The organism is Roseivirga sp. BDSF3-8, from assembly GCF_041449215.1.
GTDB lineage: Bacteria > Bacteroidota > Bacteroidia > Cytophagales > Cyclobacteriaceae > JBGNFV01.
Window position 1 is genome coordinate 509,489 of the sequence record NZ_JBGNFV010000001.1, and the last position, 22,959, is coordinate 532,447.

Sequence of the window (22,959 nt, forward strand, 5' to 3'; positions counted from 1 at the left end):
GAATGAATGTTACGCTGAAAAATGTGATTTAACCGGTGATTATGGGCAGATAAAGCCAATTAACTTGTACTTATCTGTTTATCAATGACTTAATGCTTAGCTAAATTATTTTTTAAAAGTTCCTTAAAATCAAAGGTTACTTTTCTGACTAAAAAAGAACTAAAATTGCAGTTCGATCATTATTGATTTTTTAACCTGAAACTTAGTTTTTCGGTAATTTTCCTGAATAATGTTTACCTTAATAGGTACATGCAGCTAGGCCCAAAAATTGAGCACGACTAAGTGATCTCTTACACGAACAAACAGAAAACCGATTCTAATGAGCAAACATTTACTGATCATAGATGACGATGATAGCCTCAGAACGCTGCTTGAGCTTTATCTGAAGAAAAAAGGCTTCAAGATAAGTACAATGAAAGATGGCATGGAAGCCATGTTCTGGCTACAGGAAGGAAATGTTCCTGATCTGATTATAGCCGATTTGGGAATGCCGAGACTGGATGGCTTTGAGTTTCTCAAGAACTGCAAGAAAAGTGGTTTCTTCAGAGATATACCTATCATTATGCTTACTGGTATGGATCGCGAGGAGGTTAAACAGAAATGTCTGGACCTCGGAGCGGTTACTTATCTGGTTAAACCATTCAAATTCGACGAGCTGGTAGAAAAGATATATAATACCATCCCAGAAGAAAAAGACTATAATCATGTTTAAGATAGAAGGAAATGATACAGCCTCCCCTACGGTTAAGGTATCCCCTTCCCTATCCAAGTCTGTAGGAGAATCACAGCGTAAGCTGTTGTTTGTGGGTAATAGCGGGCGTTTCGTATGCGAAAGCCTTACTGACTATAATTACAACTGCATCTTTTTAAGCGACCCTGCCAAGGCATATTCATGGTTGGAGAATCGTATGCTATCCGCTACTGAGCTTCCGGATGCAATTCTTTGCGACCTTAAGCTTTCTAATGGCGATGCCTTCAGTCTTTTTGATAAACTAAAAGACCACGCACGGCTAAGTCAAATACCTTTCATTATTGTATCGGAAAAATGCAATAATGAGGAAAAGGTAAATGCCCTTAAAAAGGGGATAGATGACTTCTACTCTATAACAGATAATCCGGAAGACATTCATAATCGCATTCTATTTCTTCAGGACCTGAAGAAGCAGCGGATGAACCAAATTCCTGTCGGCCCTGACCAGCAATATAAAATGCCTATTGCCAAAAGGCTGTTTGATGTGATCGTGTCAGGTACTGCATTGCTTTTTGCTCTTCCTGTCATGCTATTGATAGCTTTAATGATCAAGCTGGAGTCAAGAGGTAAGGTGTTTTATGTAAGCAAACGTGCTGGCAGTGGATACCAGGTATTTGATTTTTATAAGTTCCGAAGCATGCGTGAGAATGCTGATGCAGAACTTCAAAAGCTGGTAAAGTTTAATCAGTACGGTGGTAAATCATCCTTTGTAAAGATTGACAATGACCCCCGGGTAACTCGTTTGGGTAAGTTCCTGCGTAATACCAGTCTGGATGAAATTCCCCAGTTAATCAACGTCCTGAAAGGAGACATGTCTATTGTAGGCAATCGCCCGCTACCTCTGTACGAAGCAGAAATGCTAACCACTGATCTGTGGAGCAAGCGTTTCCTCGCACCTGCAGGCATCACCGGTCTTTGGCAGGTTACTAAGCGTGGACGAAAAGAAATGTCTGAACGAGAAAGAAAAGAGCTTGACGTGGCTTATGCTAATCATAGTTCGTTCTGGATGGACATGAAACTTATACTTAAAACTATCCCTGCACTGTGGCAAAAAGAATCTGTCTGATTGCCAGCAGAACGCAGAACTATCATATCCCTTAAAATTTCGCTATTTTTTCTTAATTTTTAGACTATAAGTTATGGGAAAGGCCATTGTGCCTTGCCCATGCTAAATCCGGTACGGGTTAACGAAATGGCAATGGAAGAACAAACTTACCCTCTGATTTCACTCATCATCCTTAACTATAATCAATTGGAGGTAACCTGTGAGTTCCTGGAATCTACCAGGTCGCTTACTTATCCCAATTTTGAGATTGTGATGGTGGACAATGCTTCCAAGACAGATCCAACTGAAGTTATTACCAACCGGTATCCAGAGGTTCGGCTTATTGTCACCGATAAGAACTATGGCTTTACAGGCGGTAATAACATAGCTATGCGCGCAGCCCGTGGAGACTATATGTTCATTGTAAATAATGACACCGAAGTTGGCGGAGATTTGCTGGAGCGGTTACTAGAACCTTTTGCGCAAGACCCAGAAGTGGGTGTGGTTAGTCCAAAGATTTATTACTACGAAGATCAGGAACTGATCCAGTTTGCCGGTTTTACGAAGGTCAATCCTATTACCGGGCGAAATGAATGCATAGGTAACCAGGAAAAGGAAATGGGGCAGTACGAAGTGCAAAACGAGACGTTTTACGCACATGGTGCCGCCATGCTGGTAAAAAAAGAGGTGATAGAAAAGACAGGCATGTTCGCTGATATGTTCTTCATTTATTATGAAGAGCTTGACTGGTCTGCCCGCATCCGTAAAGCAGGCTATAAAATCATCTACCAGCCCAAAGCATCCATCGTCCATAAGGAATCGATAACAATGGGTAAAGAAAGCCCGCTTAAGGCATATTATCATACCCGAAACCGTATCCTGTATATGCGAAGACATAGCAGCGGCACGGAATTTCTGGGCTTTTTCCTCTTCCTGACTTTACTGGTAATTCCAAAATCAATTTTAAAATACACGATTAAAGGGCAGTGGCAACATCTCAAATCATTTGCTAAAGGAATATTCTGGCACTTTAATCACAAACCTTACGAACAGGGCATGCTGGCAGATGACTACCCTATCAGGGAAGTTTCTCCCGTACCCCAGGTTTGATTTCTCATTTTTGTGACTCTTTACTAAATTCTAAATAAAAACGTATTATGGCTAGATCACTCGTGACCGGTGGAGCCGGCTTCATAGGTTCTCATGTAGCACGGCATTGCCTGAATATGGGCCATGAAGTGGTGGTGTTGGACGATCTGAGTGGTGGTTTCAAGGACCATCTCCCTGCGGGAGCTACTTTTGTTGAAGGTTCTATTACAGACCACGAACTGCTTACCAAGCTATTTGACGAGTACAAGTTTGATTATGTTTATCACCTGGCAGCCTATGCTGCAGAAGGTTTATCGCACTTTATCCGCAGGTTTAACTATAATAACAACCTGATCGGAAGCATGAACCTGATCAATGAGTCGGTCAAGCATAATGTAAAGTGTTTTGTCTTCACTTCCTCAATTGCAGTATACGGTCCGGGTCAGCTACCCATGACAGAAGACATGGTACCACAGCCCGAAGACCCGTATGGTGTGGCTAAATACGCTGTTGAACTTGACCTGAAGGCCGCGCACCATATGTTTGGCCTTAACTATGTAGTATTCAGGCCTCATAATGTATATGGTGAAAACCAGAATATCGGGGATAAATACCGGAATGTGATTGGTATCTTCATGAACCAAATCATGCAGGATAAGCCTATGACGGTATTTGGAGATGGAAAGCAAACGCGCGCATTTAGCTACATTGATGATGTGGCCCCTATCATAAGCCGCTCAGTAGATGTTAAGGAAGCTTATAACCAAGTATTTAATGTAGGTGCGGATAAGCCTTATACGGTATTGGAACTTGCGGAAGTTGTCTCTGAGGAATTTGGCGTAACTCCTGACGTTCGCCATCTGGAAGCACGCAAGGAGGTAGTCCACGCTTATTCTGATCACAGCAAAGTACATCAAACTTTTGGCCTTGGCGAGGCAGTTACGCTTCGTGATGGAATCAGAAAGATGGTGGACTGGGCTAAAGAGGTAGGCGCACGCCAGAGTAAAGAGTTCGATAACATCGAAATCATGAAAAACCTGCCTGATGGCTGGGACAAAAAGAAAGTAGCCGTAAAATAATTAAACGGGGCACCACTGGGTGCCCTTTATACTTCTTATGAGGATAGGGATAGAGGCACAGAGGCTTTTTAGAAAAAAGAAACACGGAATGGAGGTGGTGGCACTGGAGGTAATTCGCCACCTGCAGGAAATAGACCGTGAAAACGAGTACTTTATCTTTGTTAAAGAAGATGAGGACTCCGATTGCCTCACGCCTACTGAAAACTTTGAGATAGTCACCATTCCAAGTGCTTCCTACCCTATCTGGGAGCAGATAAATTTACCTAAGGCAGCTTCCAGGTACAAATTGGATGTGCTACACTGCACATGTAATACAGCTCCTCTTATGACAGGGGTGCCCATGGTGCTTACCCTGCACGATATCATTTACCTGGAATCTGTCAGCTTTAAAGGAACTGCCTACCAAAACTTCGGTAATCTTTACCGGCGTTATGTCGTCCCAAGAATAGTAGGCAAGTGTGAAAAGGTGCTGACTGTATCCCATTTTGAAAAGGAGAAGATCATAGCCAGGTTGGACCTGCCTGAAGATAAAGTAGAAGTGGTTTATAATGCCATTAACAGAAAATTCAGAAAGATTGATGATGAGGAGCAACTGGCCGGTATCAGAAAGACATATGACCTGCCAGAGGATTTTATTCTTCTATTCGGGAATACTGCTCCGAAAAAAAACACCATAGGTGCCCTGAAGGCGTATGTTTCCTATTGTAACCAGGTTTCGGATCCTCTTCCAATGGTTATAACAGATATTGAGCCTGCCTTCATTGAAAAGTTGCTTCAGGAAATGGGTGCACGCCATCTGCGTGACAAATTACATCTGAAGGACTACATAGCTTTTGACCAGCTACCCTATGTATACAGTATGGCGACGTTCTTCCTTTACCCGAGTCTGCGGGAAAGTTTCGGTATGCCGATACTGGAAGCTATGGCTTGTGGCACCCCGGTTATCACCAGTGATACTTCGTCAATGCCTGAAGTGGCAGGAAGTGCTGCGCTACTCTCTGATCCCTTTAAACCGGACAGTATTGCCAGCCAAATGGTCAAAATGCACGAGGACGAGGCATTACGAACAGAATTAATAACAAAAGGACTGAATCGCGCTTCTGAGTTCAACTGGACAAGCACTGCCGAGCAGGTCTTATCTGTGTATAAAAGTATGCACCAAATACCCGTTTAAAAATGGAAGCTATAGCTGAAAAGAACTTTACCCGCTATACCCGGGCGGTGGACCTCAAAAGAGTCGATTTTATTGTCAAAAATCTTCGCCGGCATATTCCTGACACGGGGAAAGTGCTTGATGTAGGCTGTGGTAATGGAAATATCAGCATCCAGCTCGGTGGCCTTGGTTACATGGTTCAGGGGGTGGATGTAAGCGATAAAGCGATCAAAAAAGCCAAAGAAACGAATACATTTGCTAACGTACGCTTTGACGTGATCAGCGCAGAGCAACTTGTAGCTGATGGAAAAACATATAATGCTGTAATCTGCAGTGAGGTACTTGAGCACCTGGAAAAACCTGAAAACCTGGTTAAGACTCTGTACAGTCTGCTAGCAGATAATGGTATTCTTATCGTGACAGTGCCCAACGGCAAAGGTCCGCGAGAGGTACTCATGACGAAACCGATGCAGAAGATGCGTAGCGGAGACGGCGTAATGTGGAAAATCACGAATGGAGTGAAGAAGATGCTAGGCTACTCGGGTACTACTGTACAATCGGATGCAGATAACCTGGATCATATTCAGTTCTTCTCTCATGCAGATTTGTACCATATGGCTGATAATAATGGCTTTAAGATAATAGAGTTTGGCCATGCTGACTGGATGGAGGATATCTTTCCCTATTCATTTTTAAGTAAAAGAATTCATGCTTTACAGCGTCTGGATTGTGCGATAGCTGATAAGCTACCCCACAGTATGGTAGGAGGATTTCAGACAATCTGGGTAAAGAAATAATAATTGACGGAATGCATCATCTGATTAAGAGGGGCCGTTAACTACATATGACACATCGTAAAACCGTTTATTCGCGGGTATCAGGAGCCATTCTTCTGCTGCTCGCGATTTCTTTTTTTAGCGTGAGTGCTCAGCAGGTAGCTAAAAGATCGCCTGGGGGAACGGGTTATCTGCTGCACTTGCCGGAGAATTATAGTACTACAGAGGTACGCTATCCCCTACTGGTATTTCTACATGGTATAGATGAAAAGGGGAACGGATCTGCAGCAGACCTGCAAAAAATAAAAGCATATGGCCCCCCGATGTGGATAGAAAAGGGGCACAACATGAGATTTGAGGTAGAAGGTAAAGAGTACTCCTATTTAGTAGTAAGCCCACAGCTTTCTGAAGAGGCAAACGGCTGGTCGATGAGGTCTATTGATGAATTAATTACACATATTACCAGCACGTACAGGGTAGATGAGACACGCATTTATCTGACAGGGCTAAGTATGGGCGGAAATGGCACCTGGCGCTACGGTTTTGATGACAGAAACTCACCACCTAAGGTGGCTGCCATAGCACCGGTATCGGGATGGGGAAATCCTGCCAAGGCGTGCAAAATTGCCGAAGGCGAAGTTGCGGTATGGGCTTTTCACGGTGAGAATGACCGGGTAATCCCTGTAAGCAGGGACAATTCTATGGTGAAAGCTCTCAGGGCTTGCCAAGGTAGGAGTGTGGTAAACTATACCGTTTATGAAAATACAGGGCATGATAGCTGGACTAAAGCTTACGACCCTACCCATTCGGTACAGGCACCTAACGTGTATGAGTGGCTACTACAACATTCACTGAAGGTCAGTAATACAGAAAAGAAAGGTGCGGCTTCACTAAACACTGAAAAAAAACGACCGCAGCCACCAAAGCAGGCGAGCCCCCGCCTGCAGAAAGTAGCAACCTTACCGGCAGCATTAAAAGAAACTTCAGGATTGTGGGTGGAAAGCCCTAACCGGATTTGGTCTCACAATGATAGCGGGGGGCAGCCGGTACTATACCTGACTGACACGCTTGGGAATGTAGTAGACATGAAAATTATAACCAATGCCTTCAATCTGGACTGGGAAGATCTGGCCAGGGATGATCGGGGCAATGTCTACATAGGCGACTTTGGCAACAACCGCAATAATCGCAGAGCCTTACAGGTATTTAAGATCCCTAATCCTTCTGAACAGGAATCCAGCCGGATTCCAGCCGAAAAAATAGAATTTACGTATCCTGACCAAAAGGCATTTCCTCCGGATAGTACCAGGATGAATTATGATATGGAGGCAATGGTTTATCTGAAAAACCACCTTTATTTATTCTCAAAAAACAGGACGGTGCCTTATAGTGGCATCACAAAAATTTACAAAATACCAACCATACCGGGTAATTATGAAGCCGAGCTTATTGACAGTCTCTCACTGGGAGGGAACATGAGGCTTGAAACCTGGCTTGGCGGAGCGGCTATAAGTCCGGATGAAAGCCATATTGCTCTGCTGGGGTATGATAAGCTTTTTCTTCTTTCCTGTTTTAAACCAGACAAATTCTCATCCGCAACATTGCAAAAAATCTCATTAGGAGGTTTTTCGCAGAAAGAGGGCATAGATTTTATAAATGACACTGAAATTTACATTACGGACGAAGTAAGCTATGAGGTAATAGGGGGAAATCTCTATCATTTTGACTTATCGAGCTTCATGTACAACTGTGAGGAATAATTTTTTATATTTTTTCTACCTGACATCACCTGCAAATAGTACAATTTTAAAAACGCTATCCAACAGATATGTATGTCCGGACTTGCATTTAATTTTTACAGGTTTTCAGAAACATTTGATAGTGTTTAATAGTCTTATTGTCAGTCTGTTCAATAAATAACCCTGAGTTCTCTTGCTTTAGAATGGAGTTCATTCTCCATTAGGTAATTACTATCCCCTGGGGTAATACGTACCTATGATTTTTATACTGCAAACGTTCTTATCTGCTTAATACCGGACTTAACCATCAAAGCCCGGTCCTAATCTCTTTCCATTTTTCGCCTTTCCATCTACACGCTACCGACCAGTTTCAAATATCATGTCTCAGGTATCTGCAGGTATTTGATGAATTATATAACTATTTACATTTTCCTTTAGGTTTTACCAACCAATTATATCCTTTTCAAAAATTGAACTATTCCAATAGACCGATATAGTTGGTTTAATAAAAAACAAAACAACCACTTTCACATATCTCCCATAAACCATCAAAACTGTGCGTAAAAAGTCTTTTTATTAGCATATTTCTCAGAGACTTACAAAGAGTAGACTTTTTGGTATTTGTATCTCAGTTTATATTTTAGAGTGCTTTTTCACAGGAACCAACTCAGCCAACTAATTGTACTGTGAACTGGCAAGAAAAAGAGAACTCAGTTAGGAACCATTAGGTAAGCTACATTCATGATCAGACTTTTCGCTACCACTGGCTCAAAGGCAAACGCCTTTTCGGCCACTAATGGCCAGCCGGTCCAACCTTCTTCATTCTCAACCATCAAAAGAGTACTCGTAATGCTAATGGCATTATTGATTACTGGTACCGCTGCTATTGCTCAAACCCATACACCTATTCCTAAACAGGGGAATAGACTGGGTTATTGGGAGTTTTTGCCTGAAGGATACCATGGTTCGGGTAAAAAGTACCCTCTCATGATATTTCTGCATGGCTTAGGTGAAACTGGTAATGGTTCGGTTAATGCCCTCCAGAAGATCCTTCGTGCCGGCCCTCCTAAGGAAATTCATCGCGAGGGGTCTGATATGACCTTTACGGTTAATGGTAAAACTCATAGCTTTCTTGTTATGTCACCCCAAATAGGTGGTGGCTGGTGGGCTGAAAAGGACCTTGATGTCTTTATTGACTACGTAGTACAAAATTATCGCGTAGACCCTGAGCGTATCTACCTTACAGGACTAAGCCTTGGTGGCGGTGGTACCTGGGCCTATGCCACTGGTGCTTACAATAAAGATGATAACCGATTTGCTGCCATAGCTCCTGTAGCTGGCTTTGGTAATGCGGGTAAAACCTGTAACCTGGCCAAATACAATGTTCCTGTATGGGCATTTCATAACCGTGGCGATGGCACAGTAACCTACGCTAAGGGTAAAGCTATGGTAGACGCCTACAATGCCTGCAGGCCTGCACCTAGTCCAAGAGCAAAGATGACTGTGTATGAGTCAAACTCTCACGATAGCTGGACAAATGCTTACGAAACAGACCATAGAGTTCACAATCCTAACCTCTACGAATGGCTATTACAACATACTCTTCCCGGCGGAAACAGACAGACCAATCAGCCTCCCGTGGTAAATGCTGGTCAGGACATTACGGTAACTTTACCTACTAATAAGGTAGATCTGAATGGATCTGCTAATGATCCTGACGGATCCATATCCTATGTGAAATGGGAAAAAATCAGTGGCCCGAATGCAAAAATCGCGAACCCAGGCAGAAACAATACCAAGGTAGAAGAGCTGAAAGTGGGTACGTACACGTTCAGGTTTACTGCCGGAGACGACAAAGGAGCTACCGCTACTGACGAGGTGAAGGTGACGGTGAAGCCGGAGCCTAGACAAAACCAGGGACCTGTAGTAAACGCCGGGCAGGACATCACCATCACTCTGCCCACTAATAAGGCAGACCTGAGCGGATCTGCCACTGACCAGGATGGCAACATCGCATGGATAAGCTGGGAGAAAGTGAGCGGGCCTAACGCACGCATTGTGAATCCGGGTCAGGCACAAACCAGAGTGGAGAATCTGGCTCAGGGTACCTACGTGTTCAGAATAAAAGCAGCTGATAATGATGGCGCTACCGCTACTGACGAAGTGAAGGTGACGGTGAAGCCGGAGCCTAGACAAAACCAGGGACCTGTAGTAAACGCCGGGCAGGACATCACCATCACTCTGCCCACTAATAAGGCAGACCTGAGCGGATCTGCCACTGACCAGGATGGCAACATCGCATGGATAAGCTGGGAGAAAGTGAGCGGGCCTAACGCACGCATTGTGAATCCGGGTCAGGCACAAACCAGAGTGGAGAATCTGGCTCAGGGTACCTACGTGTTCAGAATAAAAGCAGCTGATAATGATGGCGCTACCGCTACTGACGAAGTGAAGGTGACGGTGAAGCCGGAGCCTAGACAAAACCAGGGACCTGTAGTAAACGCCGGGCAGGACATCACCATCACTCTGCCCACTAATAAGGCAGACCTGAGCGGATCTGCCACTGACCAGGATGGCAACATCGCATGGATAAGCTGGGAGAAAGTGAGCGGGCCTAACGCACGCATTGTGAATCCGGGTCAGGCACAAACCAGAGTGGAGAATCTGGCTCAGGGTACCTACGTGTTCAGAATAAAAGCAGCTGATAATGATGGCGCTACCGCTACTGACGAAGTGAAGGTGACGGTGAAGCCGGAGCCTAGACAAAACCAGGGACCTGTAGTAAACGCCGGGCAGGACATCACCATCACTCTGCCCACTAATAAGGCAGACCTGAGCGGATCTGCCACTGACCAGGATGGCAACATCGCATGGATAAGCTGGGAGAAAGTGAGCGGGCCTAACGCACGCATTGTGAATCCGGGTCAGGCACAAACCAGAGTGGAGAATCTGGCTCAGGGTACCTACGTGTTCAGAATAAAAGCAGCTGATAATGATGGCGCTAAAGCTACTGACGAGGTAACAGTTACGGTGAAGGCCGAACCAAAACAAAACCAGGGACCTGTAGTAAACGCCGGACAGGACATCACCATCACACTGCCCACTAATAAGGCAGACCTGCGCGGATCTGCCACTGACCAGGATGGTAACATCGCATGGATCGCATGGGAGAAGGTGAGCGGTCCCAATGCCCGCATCGTAACGCCCGGCAGAGCCCACACAAGAATCGAAAACCTTACCCAGGGTACCTATGTCTTCAGAATGAAGGCCGGTGATAATGATGGCGCTAAAGCTACTGACGAGGTAACAGTTACGGTGAAGGCCGAACCAAAACAAAACCAGGGACCTGTAGTAAACGCCGGACAGGACATCACCATCACACTGCCCACTAATAAGGCAGAGCTGCGCGGATCTGCCACTGACCAGGATGGCCACATCGCATGGATCGCATGGGAGAAGGTGAGCGGTCCCAATGCCCGCATCGTAACGCCCGGCAGAGCCCACACAAGAATCGAAAACCTTACCCAGGGTACCTATGTCTTCAGAATGAAGGCCGGTGATAATGATGGCGCCAGAGGTAGTGACGAAGTAACAGTTACGGTAAAAGCGAAGGTAAGACAGCCTAACAAAGGCCCTGTAGCTAATGCCGGTACAGATAAAACACTGACCCTACCTACTAATGCCACTGCGCTTAGCGGACAGGGTAACGACACAGACGGACAGATCTCAGCTTATTGGTGGAAGAAGGTGAGCGGTCCACAGGCTACTTTGGCAGACCAGGACAAAGCGACCCTGAAACTGAGCTCACTGGTACAAGGCCGCTATGTATTTGAGCTGATCGTAACGGACAATGAAGGCGCAAAAGGTACGGACCGCGTTAACGTAACCGTAAATGCAGCTCCTCAACAACCCAATGCCTCACCGGTAGCCAGTGCCGGGCAAGACAAGACGATTACTCTACCTCAAAATTATCTGACCCTGAGAGGATCAGGCAATGATGAAGATGGCCAGGTGGAAGCCTACTGGTGGAAGAAGGTAAGCGGCCCTGCTGCTACTCTGGATCGCCAGAACCAGTCCACCCTGGAACTAAGCAATCTGGTACAGGGACAGTACGTATTCGAGCTGATCGTTACGGATAATAAAGGAGCTAAAGGCACCGATAAGGTTTCTGTGACAGTTAAGCCACAACCCCGTACAGCAAACGAACTGCCAGTAGTATCGGCAGGAAATGACCGCATGGTACCGGAGGGTGCAGGCAGGGTTATCATCAGCGCTTTTGCGAGTGACTCTGACGGAGAAATAGTGCAATACGAGTGGAGTCAGGTCGCAGGTCAGGATATTTCCCTTACGAATCACTTTACCCCCAGACTGCACCTGCTATCCCCTGAGGAAGGTAGCTATGCATTTAAGGTTACTGTAACTGATAACAAGGGAGGGACGGCGAGCGACGAAGTAAGAGTAACAGTAAGCGGCGTAATCGTGGAAACGGCTCCTATTGTGTGGGCTGGTGAGGACCAGGTACTGACTGGTCCGCAGGAATACCTGCTTCTTAAGGGTAAAGCCGAACCCGGGGAAAGTGGCGCAGAGATTGTTAGCTATGAATGGGCACAAGCTGAGGGGCCTGTCACTACAATGAGCTTTACAAATAGCTATGCAGCAGAAGTAAGAAACTTACTTCCCGGCGAATATACTTTCTCTCTGAGAGTCATCGACGCCAACGGCCTTGAGGGAACTGATGAGGTGCATGTTTCAGTAAATGGAGAGCTCTCCGAAGAAAGCCTTTCCAATACCTTCAACCTCTTCGAAAACCTGAATAATATGGCCGGAGCACGCCTATATATCCTGGATAGCAGTGGTAAGACGGTTCACTCCTGGGAGAATTACCAGAATGACTGGGACGGTCGCTCCGGCTCTATCGGGATACCTGAGGGAACGTACTTCTTCATTGTGACGCTTAGGGGTGCCGGTAAAAAGATCAGTGGATCTGTGCTGATAGACAATAAATAAGCCTTCGGAAAAATAGCCGTTCCGGCTGGCAAAAGCCCCGGAAACCAAATGCTAAGAAAGCATTAAGGTTTGCCGGGGCTTTGCTTTTATTAACCCTCTGGAACCATGCACAATAAGCCATGGGGAATTTTAAAAATGTACGATAGAAAAAGCTCCTTTCACCTACATTTTAAATATAAATTTACTCTGAGGCATAGCAAAAAAATTTACTTCTCACTTGAAACATACCAGCGTCTTACATTGTATATAAAGAAATTATTGCCGGAAAGACGGTAAGGAAGGCTTCTAAGAGATAGCGAAATTTTTCAATAAAAAATATATTAAGTATAATAAAGCAATAGAAACACAGTCGTTTATAGACTGAAAACAATCTTTAATTGAATTATTCCACTTAATGCTGCTTAATTAATCCGGTCCTTACTTGAAAAAATTTCTTATATTTATCTTACATTTGTAAGAGAGGGTTACTTTTAGGCAAATTGTCGTATTAATTCTAAAAGAATTCTTTGAAAAAGCTTCCAGCTAACGAAGGGTTACCATCATTAAGGTTCAAAGTTGTATGAAACGTTTCTACGTACTTCTATTTTTTCTAGCGTTTTCGATGGGTTTAGGAAACTTGTATGCACAGACGTACGAGGTAAATCCCGGTACGGTATCTTACAGGATAACTGATGACAATATCGGAACACAGCTTCAGGTAGGCACCTATTACGGTGCTCCGGGGGGTGCCATGGCTGGCTTCAACAGTGAAGAATACGAAGACCTTTACCTGCGTCGCTCAGGAGGTCAGCTTGTTTACAACTGGCTGATGAACGGTCGTTTGTTATTCCCAAATAATTATGATCCCAACCGTGAGTATCCCATGATTGTGATGCTGCATGGTGCCGGTGAGTCAGGCGTTCAGTGGCCGGGCCGCAGGATTTATTCCACAGACGACCCCCGCTACCTGAATAACGACCACAACTTATACCATGGTGGCCGTGTGCATCAGAATGCTACCAAGCGAGACCCTTCTCAGAGCAACTCATTCGACGGGTTCATCTTTTTCCCTCAGAACCGAGGCGGATGGTTTGCTAATAACAATGATATTCATGCCATCACCTTCATTGAGGAATTAATTGACATGTACCCTATCGACCGTCTGCGTATTTACGTGCATGGCCTTTCTGATGGTGGCCAGGGTGTATGGAGAGTCTTAAGAAGAAGGCCTGACCTTTTTGCCGCCGCCCTCCCTATGTCCGGTGAGGTAATTCAGGATTATACAACTACTGATTACCGGAACACTCTTCATGTGCCCATTTGGCAGTTTCAGGGCGGAACCGACCCTAACCCCCGTGAAAGCACTTCACGGCAGGCACTTCAGCCATATTACGACAATGGTGGCACCCCTATCTTCCAGGTTTATGAGAACCTTGGTCATGGTGTATGGAATACTGCTTACAATGAGCCGGACTTCTTCCCCTTCATGAAGCGCCACTCCAAGCTTAGCATTCATCCTTTCTATGGCAGAACAGAATTTTGTGCAGCGGATAACTGGAGTACCACTATCGGTATATCTCCCGGTTTTGAAGCATATGAGTGGAGCCGTAATAATCAAACGATTACTAACTCTAACAATAACAACCTGCAGGTAACGCAGTACGGAGACTACAGGGTACGCATTCGGCTGGAAGGCCAGTGGACGGAGTGGTCTGACCCTCTCCCTATCACTGAGAGACCCCTTACTGACCACGCGGACATTGTAGCCAGCGGTACGACAGTACTTCCCGGTCTTGACGGCAGTACCTCTGTTACGCTAAGCACTGAAGAAAGCTATGAGCTTTACGACTGGAGAATCCAGGCGTCAGGCGGAGCTGTCACAAACTCATCAAATGCTTCTATCCAGGTTTCAGACACCCGCCGGGTTTCCGTAAGTGTGAGAGAAGCCGGTGGCTGTATCAGTAATTATGGCTTACCCGTATATGTGGTAAATAACGGTCCTGTGGATCTACCTGCTCCTTCTGACCTGATCACCACCCCCCGTAACGAAACGGCCATAAACATTTTCTGGAACGACAACTCTACTACCGAAACAGGCTTTGAGGTATGGAGAAGTACATCTGCATCCGGCCCATGGCAGTTTGTTAAGCTTATTGATGCTAATGAAACAGCTTACGTAGACCGCAACCTGTCTTCCGAACAGACTTACTTCTACCAGGTACGTGGTGTATATGAAAATGGCAGCTCTCCTTATATAGGACCAGAGAGTGCCTCACCAGTTGCTGACATGAATGCCCCTACGGCTCCTACCAACCTGGAGATCGTAATGGCTGACGTTGACAGAATAGGTTTGCGCTGGGATGCCAGCACGGACAATGTAGGTGTAGCACAATACAGAATTTATCGTGACGGGGTACAGGTAGGTACTACCACCGCTACTGAGTTTGAAATGACTGGCCTGCCTACTGAAACATATTACAGCTTTTATGTAGTAGCGGAAGATATTTCCGGCAACCTTTCGGCACCAAGTAACTACGTGGAAGGCGCTACCATCCTGGTAGGGCTTAATTACCTGCTGTATGCCGGTGGTACCTGGGATGTAATTGCAGACTTCCAGGACTGGCCAGCATTGGATCAGGGTATTGTTAACAACTTCGATATCAGTGTCCGTACCAAAGCATGGGACCAGGATGATTACTTTGCCTTCAAATTTACAGGCTATATCTACATTGACGAAGCGGCCAACTACACTTTCCGCACCAGGTCTGATGATGGGTCAAACGTAATCGTTGATGGCAATAAGGTGCAGGACAATGACGGACTGCACGGAGCAGGATCATGGGTAGCGGGTAACCAGGTTTACCTGACGCAGGGTCCTCACTCAATAGAGGTAAATTACTTTGAAAGAACCGGTGGTCAGAGACTGGATGTACAATGGCAGAAAAACGGAGGGTCATGGACTAATATCCCTGACGAAGTGCTTCGCAGTGCCAACTACATTACTCCTGGTGCACCTCCTGTACCTCAGGGCTTGCAGGCCAGCACTCAGTCCATGACTGAGATTAACCTGACCTGGAATGCCCCCACCCCTACTGTAGTCGTATTAGGATCATCCACTGCCGAGGGCGTGGGCGCTACGGCTGGCAATAGTTGGGTAGAGCTACTGGACGCTCACTACAGCACTACGTTCTCTTCACATCAGGTTGTAAACCTGGCCCAGGGAGGCTTTACTACCTATCACATCATGCCCGACGGTAATAGTGTAAGTGGTCGTCCTACGCCAGATACAAACCGCAATATCACTGAGGCCCTGAGCCTCAACCCGGACTTCATTATTGTAAACCTTCCCAGCAACGATGTGCAGCAAGGTTATACAAATACGGAGACGATGAACAACCTCATTGCCGTAAAGCAAGCGGCTGCGGCCCAGGGAGTAGATGTGTTCTTCACGACTACCCAGCCGAGGGACATCGATGTAACCAGCCGTGACAGGCTTGCCGAACAGGCGGGACTTATCAAGTCTACCTTCGGGCCGTTCAGCATTGGTATATTCAACCTGCTAGCTGACAGTAATAACCGCATTCGCCCTGCCTACGCATCAGGGGACGGTGTACACTTAAATAACGCCGGGCATGCGGTGATCTATGATCAGGTAAAAGCCAAAACAGACCCTTACTCAGGGGCTACGGCTGGTTTCCAGATCTTCAGGTCTACCACATCAGGCGGAACATATGCAAGCATAGCCACCACAGGAGCAGGCACTACAAGCTATATAGATTCAGACCTTATCCCTGGTCGTACCTATTATTACAAGCTGAAGTCGGTATCCACCAGCGGTGACTCTGACTTTAGCGCAATGGTTAGCGCTACCACACAGGCAGACACTGAGGCTCCCACGGTTCCTCAGAATCTGGAACTGCTGTCTAAGTCTTATTCTACCATCGGATTCAGATGGGATGCTTCTACGGATAATCTTGCGGTGAAGGAGTATGTCATCAACTACACTTCCGGCTCTTCGAGTACTTCGGGTGGAAGAGTAGAAGCGGGTGCCCGCACCCAGGAAACTGGTAGTGCCGTGACTACGCAGACTTCGTACATTCTGGAAGACATGAGTCCGGAGACTACCTATACCATTACGGTACTGGCCCGGGATGCTGCCGGAAATGAGTCTGCGCCATCAGCGCCGCTGGTAGTTATTACCAACCTCGCTCCTCCCCCGCTACCTGTTGAGTTCCTAAGCTTTACCGCTACACTTGACGGAACGGATGTACTACTGAAATGGCAGACAGCTACTGAGCAGGAGAACGATTATTTTACTGTAGAGCGCAGCACTGATCTGGAAACCTTTACTGCTGTAGGCAGGGTAGATGGGGCCGGTGACAGCAATGAAGTGCTTAGCTACTCTTTCACGGATGGCTTTGTACCTCAGGGCAGTGTTTACTACCGTATCAAGCAGACGGACTTCAATGGTGACTTCGACTACTCAAGGGTGGTAGCGGTACAGAATAACGCGCTAACCGAAACACTGGCGGTGAATGTGTTCCCTAACCCTACTGAGAGCGGCCGTATATTCATCACAGCCAATACCGGCAACCAGGGTAGCGAGATCATGGTAGAGATGATGGACATACGAGGTGCCAGACTGTACCAGCGTGCCTTTAGCCCTTCTGAACTTGTCAACAGAAACATTGCTTCTGATGTGAACCTCACACCAGGGCTCTATATCTTCAACGTGATCCAGGGTGATACCCGGATTCAGAAGAAGATCATTATCAGATAAAACGAACAGATAATTTTTAGTTGAATACCCGGATGACCTCCGGGTATTTTTTTATAAATACCAAATAACCAGCTAGTTAATAGCAAAAATATGCAGGTTTAAAAATATAATTAATTAAATTTGCAGTTGGCTGAATTCACTATGAAATCACATTACGACCTCATCGTGGTGGGTACGGGCTTTGCCTCGTCCTTTTTTCTCCACAAGTACCTGGAGAGTGCACCGGCAGGTGCCTCAGTGCTGGTGTTGGAGCGAGGTGTGTTCAGGCCCCATGCCGAACGGGTACAGGCCCGCCGAAAAGACAAAACCTTATCAGGTATAAACTGGACAGAATCGCAGGCAGCGTATGAAAACGAGACCCCTGAGAAGCACTGGGTATTCAACCCGAACTTCGGAGGTGGCTCCAACTGCTGGACGGGGTGCACGCCGCGGTTTATGCCAAATGATTTCCGGATGCAAAGCACCTATGGGGTGGGGATGGACTGGCCCTTTGGCTACGACGAACTGGCTCCATACTATGATGAGGCAGAGCGGCTGATGAATATTTCCGGTCCGGAGGAAACACCTTTTCCAAAGGAAGGCCCCTACCCCCTGCCGGCGCATGCACTATCAGAAACGGACAAGCTCCTGCAACAAGCGTATGGCACGGACTACATTTCACAGCCTACCGCCAGGGCCAGTCAGGCAATAGCCTCCCGGGGAGGGTGCTGCAGCAGTGCAGTATGCAGTCTGTGCCCTGTAAATGCAAAGTACACGATAGAAAACGGCTTCCGCAGCTTGTATGAAGACGAGCGTGTGGAGGTAGTATATGAAGCCCAGGCTTATGCCCTGCATACCAATGGCCAGTCGGCACGAAGCCTGGTCTTCAGGCATGGCGATGAGGATAAAGAAGTAATGGCAGATGCCATTGGATTGGGCGCTAATGCAATTTTTAACGCCCACATTTTGTTGAATTCAGGAGACAGCCTCTACCACACGGGCCGCGGCCTCTCTGAACAGGTAGGCATGTATATGATGGTTTATCTGGACGGCGTAGATAATGTGGGAGGTGGCTCGATCATTCCGGCCAATGGCTACATGCTGTATGATGGCGAACACCGCAGGAAGGAGTCTGCCATACTGATCGAAAGCCATAACACTCCTTTTATCAGGAGTGATTTCGGCAAATGGCGACAGATAGCCAGGTATAAGTTCGTGATGGAGGATATACCCAGGGAAGATAACCGGGTAATGACGACAGGTGATCCCCTTAAGCCTAAAACGATCTATAAAGGCCACAGTGATTTTGTAAACCGTACGGTACCAACCCTGGCTGAAAAGGCCAACAGGGTATTCTCCCCTTTACCGGTGGAACGTATTGATCTGGATGGCTACCTGCAAAAGTCAGAGTACCACATTTGCAGTACTCACCGTATGTCTGCACAGCCTGGCGAGGGCGTAACGGACGCAGGGCTGGTTCACCATAGGTACCGCAATGTATTTGTGCTGGGTAGCGGGGCATTCCCGACCATGAGCCCGGCTAACCCGACCCTGACGCTGGCAGCTTTGTCACTAAGGGCGGCGGATAAAGCATTTAACAGGCAAAGAGTATAAGTATCAGTGAAAAGAAGAAAATTCATAGGGCTTATTGGTGCGGCGGGAGCCGGCAGTTTACTGGTGGGCTATGCTATTGCCCCTTCTTTTGAAAAAACACTGGAGCAAATAATCAGAGAAAGTATCAGAGGACTGGAACTGGAAAGCGGCGCAGTGGCTTCTTTCTTAAATGAAGCTGAAGAGGAAGGCGTGCTAAACCAGTATGATCTCTCTAAGCAGGAATTTATCAAAGCGCATCATTTATTGAAGAATAAAATGTTTACCCTGCCTTACGAACATAAATATTTACAAATGCGCGATGACCTGGTGGGTAAGTTTCTGCTTTCCACCGACTTCTTTATAAATAAAATGAATACAACACGCACGGTGAAATACCTGGGGCTTTATGATCCTTACTCCAGACCGTGTACTAATCCTTTTTCTTCTGTATACTATAATGGATGAAGACATGCAGGTATTGGAAAAAGAACAAAAAAAACAGGCAGTAAGCCGCCCTGCCATTCGCAAGGCGGAGCACCTTCAGTATATACACTATCTGAGGGGGCTTGCCATTTTGCTTATCGTAGGGTTTCACTGCCGTACCAGCTATGAGTGGAGCAGCGAGATAGAACAGCGAAGCTGGTTTGCCCTGCTTACGCAGAGTACGATCATATTCGTATTCATTGGCGGACTGCTGTTCCAGCACCTCAACCACCAACACTTTAACTTTAAGCGCTACCTGGGTAAGAAACTCAAATTCGTGATTCTGCCTTACATACTCATGTCTATACCAGCGCTTGCAAACCAGGTGTTATTTGATGACTACAAGCCCTGGTTGCCTGAGTGGATGGAGGGGAGCTCCCCGGCGGGACTGATTGGCTATATGCTGATAACGGGTAAGCATCTGGGGCCTTTCTGGTTTATCCCCATGATCTCTATCTTCTACCTGATTGCTCCGGCCATGCTGTGGCTGGATAAGCAGCCGTGGTTTTACCGCTTTGTATTACCTGCTATACTTATCGCCAGCTTTTTTCAGTACGAGTTTGGCTATGAGGCCCCCACCTGGGAGTCTTTTCTTTACTACTTCCCGATCTACATGGTAGGTATGTGGGCCAGTCGATACCGTAGGCATATTCTGGCACTGGACATGAAGGTGGTATTGCCTATCGCTATATTCTACCTGGGCATCACAGCCCTGCAGGTGTTCGATGTGCTGGCTATTGGCAAGAACTACGGCTTTTATACGGAACTACCGGACAATGCCACCGTGGTGAACTTCGGTAAAATGAAGATCTCTATTGCCTGTATCGCGCTGCTGGTATTGTTTTATAAGATACGTAAGATCAGGATTCCCCTGCTGGACTTCATGGCAAACTACAGCTTCGGGGTTTACTTTATCCACCTTTACGTCATTCGCATTACCGAAACAGGCCTTTCAAAGGCTGGCTTCTCCATGCCCTTCAATACGCTCACGTTTATCGCTTGGCTGGCGCTGATCACTGGTATCTGCGTGGCGGCCATTTTCACCATCAAAAAAATAACGGGCAAACAGAGCCGGTACTTCATAGGAAGTTAAAAGGAAAAAGGAGGGTTTTTTAATCCTCCTTTTCTATAATATCAAGTACTTCTTCATCAAAAGGATTTACGGCGGGGCCGTAAAACTTCAGTAACTTCCCCTCTTCACTCACCAGGTATTTGCAGAAGTTCCAGGTAGGCTCCTGGTCATTCCAGCCGTTTTTATCTTTGTCGGTAAGCCACTGATAGAGGGGTTGCTTGTCACTTCCCTTTACATCAGCCTTATCGAACATAGGAAACTCCACCCCATAGTTTTTCTGGCAAAAAGCCGCGATCTGGTCATTTGAACCAGGCTCCTGGCCGCCAAACTGGTTAGAAGGGAAACCGAGTACTACCACCTCATCGCTATAGTTCTCATAAAAAGATTGGAGGTCTTCATACTGAGGGGTGTAGCCACACTCAGAGGCTGTATTGACGATGAGCAGTTTCTTTCCCTCATAGGTAGAGAGGTCTGTCTTCCTGCCATCCAGCGTAGTTAGCGTTATGTCGTAAATCGAATTCATTCTATTTTGGTTGGTGTTTTCAGGCGCTGTAAGGGTCTTTCCCGTACCAAAACAGGCGCCCAGGTAAGCTAACAGAATTATGCAGAGTTTAGACATCATCGATCTACATTTTTTCAGGAACGGTGATGCCCATCAGCCCCATGGCCTTTTTGATCACCCGGCCGGTCATACCCGTAAGGGCTGTCCTGAACGCGCGCACCTTTTCGTCATCTGCCTGAAAAACAGAGTGCTCACTATAAAAGCGGTTATACTCTTTGGCCAGGTCATATACATACTGTGATATGGTGGCAGGGCTGTATTCTGCCGCTGCTTCCTCCACTTTTTCAGGAAATATGCTAAGCAATCTGATCACCTCCTGCTCAGCGGGCTGCAACTGATGGTAGTTCTTAATCAGTTCAGCATCGGCGGAGAGCCCTACCTGTGCGGCCTTACGGCCCAGGGCTGCTGTACGGGCATAAGTATATTGTACAAAGGGGCCGGTGTGTCCATGAAAGTCAATACTTTCTTCCGGATTAAAGAGCATGCGTTTTTTAGGATCTACCTTGAGCAGGTAAAATTTGAGGGCAGCCATAGCCACCATCTCGTGCAGGTCTTTTTCCTGGTCTTCCGTAAAGTCCTTGATCTTTTCAGAGTCCTGCGTATACTCGGCAGCCGTACTCACCATCTCACTCATGAGGTCGTCCGCATCCACTACCGTACCTTCGCGGGACTTCATTTTGCCCGAGGGCAGGTCTACCATGCCATAGCTCAGGTGGTAGAGGCCTTTGGCATAGGGGCGACCCAGTTTGTCCAGTATGGCAAACAGCACCTTAAAGTGATAGTCCTGCTCATTGCCTACTACGTAGATGGACTTTTTCATGCCATGATCTTCATACTTCAGGTCAGCCGTACCCATGTCCTGCGTCATGTATACAGAGGTACCATCGCTGCGAAGTACCAGCTTGTTATCCAGCCCTTCCCCGGTGAGGTCACACCATACCGAGCCGTCATCTTTTTTGAAGAACACACCCTTTTCAAGGCCTTCTTCCACAATGTCCTTACCCAGCAGGTAGGTATCTGACTCAAAGTAGAACTTATCAAAAGCCACGCCCATACGGTCGTAGGTTTTAGAAAAGCCGTCCAGTACCCAGCCATTCATCTTCTTCCACAGGGCCACGGTATCCTCATCGCCCTCTTCCCACTGGCGCAGTATCTGCTGGGCCTCTTTCATAAGGGGCGCCTCCTTTTTGGCCTCCTCCTCATGCATGCCACCCTCCGTAAGGGTGTTTATTTCTTTTTTGTATTCTTTGTCGAAAATGACATAGTACTTCCCGATAAGGTGGTCGCCCTTCATGCCAGCAGATTCCGGCGTTTCGCCGTCACCAAACTTCTGGTAGGCCAGCATGGATTTGCAGATATGAATACCGCGGTCATTAACGAGGTTAGCCTTTACTACCTCGTAGCCGGCCTGCTCCAATATACGGGACACAGAGTAGCCCAGGAAGTTATTACGCAGGTGTCCAAGGTGCAGGGGCTTGTTGGTATTGGGAGAAGAGTACTCTACCATTACCTTTTCGCCTTTGGCCTCCAGCTGGCCAAAGTCCTCACTAGTGTGCATTTCACTAAAGATCGTCGTCCAGACAGCAGGCTGAAGTAGGATATTCAGAAAGCCTTTAACCACATTAAAGCCGGCCACTATACCGGATTGATTTTCGGCCAGATGAGCGCCGATCAATTTTCCGGTTTCTTCAGGATTCTTTTTGCTGAGCCGCGCGTAAGGAAACGTCACAAAGGTGTGTGTCCCATCAAAGTCCTTACGGGTAGGCTGCAGTGAGATTTCGCTCGCAGGCAGGTCGGCATCAAACAGGTCTTTGAACGCCTGGCTTATGGCTTGTTGTAGTTGCGATGCTATGTTCATCTTGTGGTTACGCT

Annotated in this window: 14 protein-coding genes; 12 read left to right on the plus strand and 2 right to left on the minus strand. The window is 46.7% G+C overall.

Annotated features, from left to right (window positions below; all coding sequences use genetic code 11):
• The first annotated feature begins 319 nt into the window (after positions 1-319).
• The 12 genes from AB9P05_RS02000 to AB9P05_RS02055 all read left to right on the plus strand — a co-directional run bounded on the left by AB9P05_RS02000 (position 320) and on the right by AB9P05_RS02055 (position 20,546).
• Positions 320-712, plus strand: coding sequence for a response regulator transcription factor (locus tag AB9P05_RS02000; protein WP_371907142.1), 393 nt, complete (start codon positions 320-322; stop codon positions 710-712).
• On the plus strand, positions 705-1,817 hold the full coding sequence (locus AB9P05_RS02005; RefSeq protein WP_371907143.1) for a sugar transferase: 1,113 nt from the start codon (positions 705-707) through the stop codon (positions 1,815-1,817). The genes AB9P05_RS02000 and AB9P05_RS02005 overlap by 8 nt, the downstream gene beginning before the upstream one ends.
• Before the next feature lie 132 nt (positions 1,818-1,949).
• The gene (locus AB9P05_RS02010; RefSeq protein WP_371907144.1) at positions 1,950-2,906 is read left to right on the plus strand and encodes a glycosyltransferase family 2 protein; all 957 of its coding nucleotides are present in this window, start codon (positions 1,950-1,952) and stop codon (positions 2,904-2,906) included.
• A gap of 47 nt (positions 2,907-2,953) precedes the next feature.
• Positions 2,954-3,964: an NAD-dependent epimerase/dehydratase family protein gene (locus tag AB9P05_RS02015; protein ID WP_371907145.1), complete on the plus strand. Its 1,011-nt coding sequence runs from the start codon at positions 2,954-2,956 to the stop codon at positions 3,962-3,964.
• Positions 3,965-4,001: 37 nt separating this feature from the next.
• Complete coding sequence (locus tag AB9P05_RS02020) at positions 4,002-5,138, plus strand: glycosyltransferase family 4 protein (protein WP_371907146.1); 1,137 nt, start codon at positions 4,002-4,004, stop codon at positions 5,136-5,138.
• A gap of 2 nt (positions 5,139-5,140) precedes the next feature.
• On the plus strand, positions 5,141-5,914 hold the full coding sequence (locus AB9P05_RS02025) for a class I SAM-dependent methyltransferase (RefSeq protein WP_371907147.1): 774 nt from the start codon (positions 5,141-5,143) through the stop codon (positions 5,912-5,914).
• 47 nt (positions 5,915-5,961) lie between these two features.
• On the plus strand, positions 5,962-7,653 hold the full coding sequence (locus tag AB9P05_RS02030; RefSeq protein WP_371907148.1) for an alpha/beta hydrolase-fold protein: 1,692 nt from the start codon (positions 5,962-5,964) through the stop codon (positions 7,651-7,653).
• A gap of 720 nt (positions 7,654-8,373) precedes the next feature.
• Entirely contained in the window at positions 8,374-12,639 is a 4,266-nt protein-coding gene (locus AB9P05_RS02035; RefSeq protein ID WP_371907149.1) for an Ig-like domain-containing protein, read from the plus strand.
• Positions 12,640-13,240: 601 nt separating this feature from the next.
• The gene (locus AB9P05_RS02040) at positions 13,241-17,398 is read left to right on the plus strand and encodes a fibronectin type III domain-containing protein (protein WP_371907150.1); all 4,158 of its coding nucleotides are present in this window, start codon (positions 13,241-13,243) and stop codon (positions 17,396-17,398) included.
• A 141-nt stretch (positions 17,399-17,539) separates the two neighbouring features.
• The gene (locus AB9P05_RS02045) at positions 17,540-18,991 is read left to right on the plus strand and encodes a GMC oxidoreductase (protein WP_371907151.1); all 1,452 of its coding nucleotides are present in this window, start codon (positions 17,540-17,542) and stop codon (positions 18,989-18,991) included.
• 6 nt (positions 18,992-18,997) lie between these two features.
• A complete protein-coding gene (locus AB9P05_RS02050) occupies positions 18,998-19,435 on the plus strand; it encodes a hypothetical protein (RefSeq protein WP_371907152.1) in 438 nt (145 codons plus the stop codon).
• Positions 19,377-20,546: an acyltransferase gene (locus AB9P05_RS02055; RefSeq protein WP_371907153.1), complete on the plus strand. Its 1,170-nt coding sequence runs from the start codon at positions 19,377-19,379 to the stop codon at positions 20,544-20,546. Before AB9P05_RS02050 ends, AB9P05_RS02055 begins: the two co-directional genes overlap by 59 nt.
• Positions 20,547-20,565: 19 nt before the next feature.
• On the opposite strand, the gene AB9P05_RS02060 is transcribed toward AB9P05_RS02055, so the two are convergent.
• Both AB9P05_RS02060 and argS read right to left on the minus strand, forming a co-directional pair.
• Positions 20,566-21,048 carry a glutathione peroxidase gene (locus AB9P05_RS02060; protein ID WP_371907154.1) on the minus strand — a complete coding sequence of 161 codons (483 nt, stop codon included), beginning with the start codon at positions 21,046-21,048 and terminating at the stop codon, positions 20,566-20,568.
• A gap of 103 nt (positions 21,049-21,151) precedes the next feature.
• The gene (gene argS, locus AB9P05_RS02065) at positions 21,152-22,945 is read right to left on the minus strand and encodes an arginine--tRNA ligase (protein WP_371907155.1); all 1,794 of its coding nucleotides are present in this window, start codon (positions 22,943-22,945) and stop codon (positions 21,152-21,154) included.
• Positions 22,946-22,959 lie beyond the last annotated feature (14 nt).

What these genes read in the sequence shown, in the direction of transcription:
- AB9P05_RS02030 (WP_371907148.1), top strand. Translation starts at nt 5,962, where the DNA reads ATGACACATCGTAAAACCGTTTATTCGCGGGTATCAGGAGCCATTCTT.
- AB9P05_RS02040 (WP_371907150.1), top strand. Translation starts at nt 13,241, where the DNA reads ATGGGTTTAGGAAACTTGTATGCACAGACGTACGAGGTAAATCCCGGT.
- AB9P05_RS02025 (WP_371907147.1), top strand. Translation starts at nt 5,141, where the DNA reads ATGGAAGCTATAGCTGAAAAGAACTTTACCCGCTATACCCGGGCGGTG.
- AB9P05_RS02010 (WP_371907144.1), top strand. Translation starts at nt 1,950, where the DNA reads ATGGAAGAACAAACTTACCCTCTGATTTCACTCATCATCCTTAACTAT.
- AB9P05_RS02060 (WP_371907154.1), bottom strand. Translation starts at nt 21,048, where the DNA reads ATGAATTCGATTTACGACATAACGCTAACTACGCTGGATGGCAGGAAG.
- AB9P05_RS02000 (WP_371907142.1), top strand. Translation starts at nt 320, where the DNA reads ATGAGCAAACATTTACTGATCATAGATGACGATGATAGCCTCAGAACG.
- AB9P05_RS02045 (WP_371907151.1), top strand. Translation starts at nt 17,540, where the DNA reads ATGAAATCACATTACGACCTCATCGTGGTGGGTACGGGCTTTGCCTCG.
- argS (WP_371907155.1), bottom strand. Translation starts at nt 22,945, where the DNA reads ATGAACATAGCATCGCAACTACAACAAGCCATAAGCCAGGCGTTCAAA.
- AB9P05_RS02005 (WP_371907143.1), top strand. Translation starts at nt 705, where the DNA reads ATGTTTAAGATAGAAGGAAATGATACAGCCTCCCCTACGGTTAAGGTA.
- AB9P05_RS02015 (WP_371907145.1), top strand. Translation starts at nt 2,954, where the DNA reads ATGGCTAGATCACTCGTGACCGGTGGAGCCGGCTTCATAGGTTCTCAT.
- AB9P05_RS02020 (WP_371907146.1), top strand. Translation starts at nt 4,002, where the DNA reads ATGAGGATAGGGATAGAGGCACAGAGGCTTTTTAGAAAAAAGAAACAC.
- AB9P05_RS02055 (WP_371907153.1), top strand. Translation starts at nt 19,377, where the DNA reads ATGATCCTTACTCCAGACCGTGTACTAATCCTTTTTCTTCTGTATACT.
- AB9P05_RS02035 (WP_371907149.1), top strand. Translation starts at nt 8,374, where the DNA reads ATGATCAGACTTTTCGCTACCACTGGCTCAAAGGCAAACGCCTTTTCG.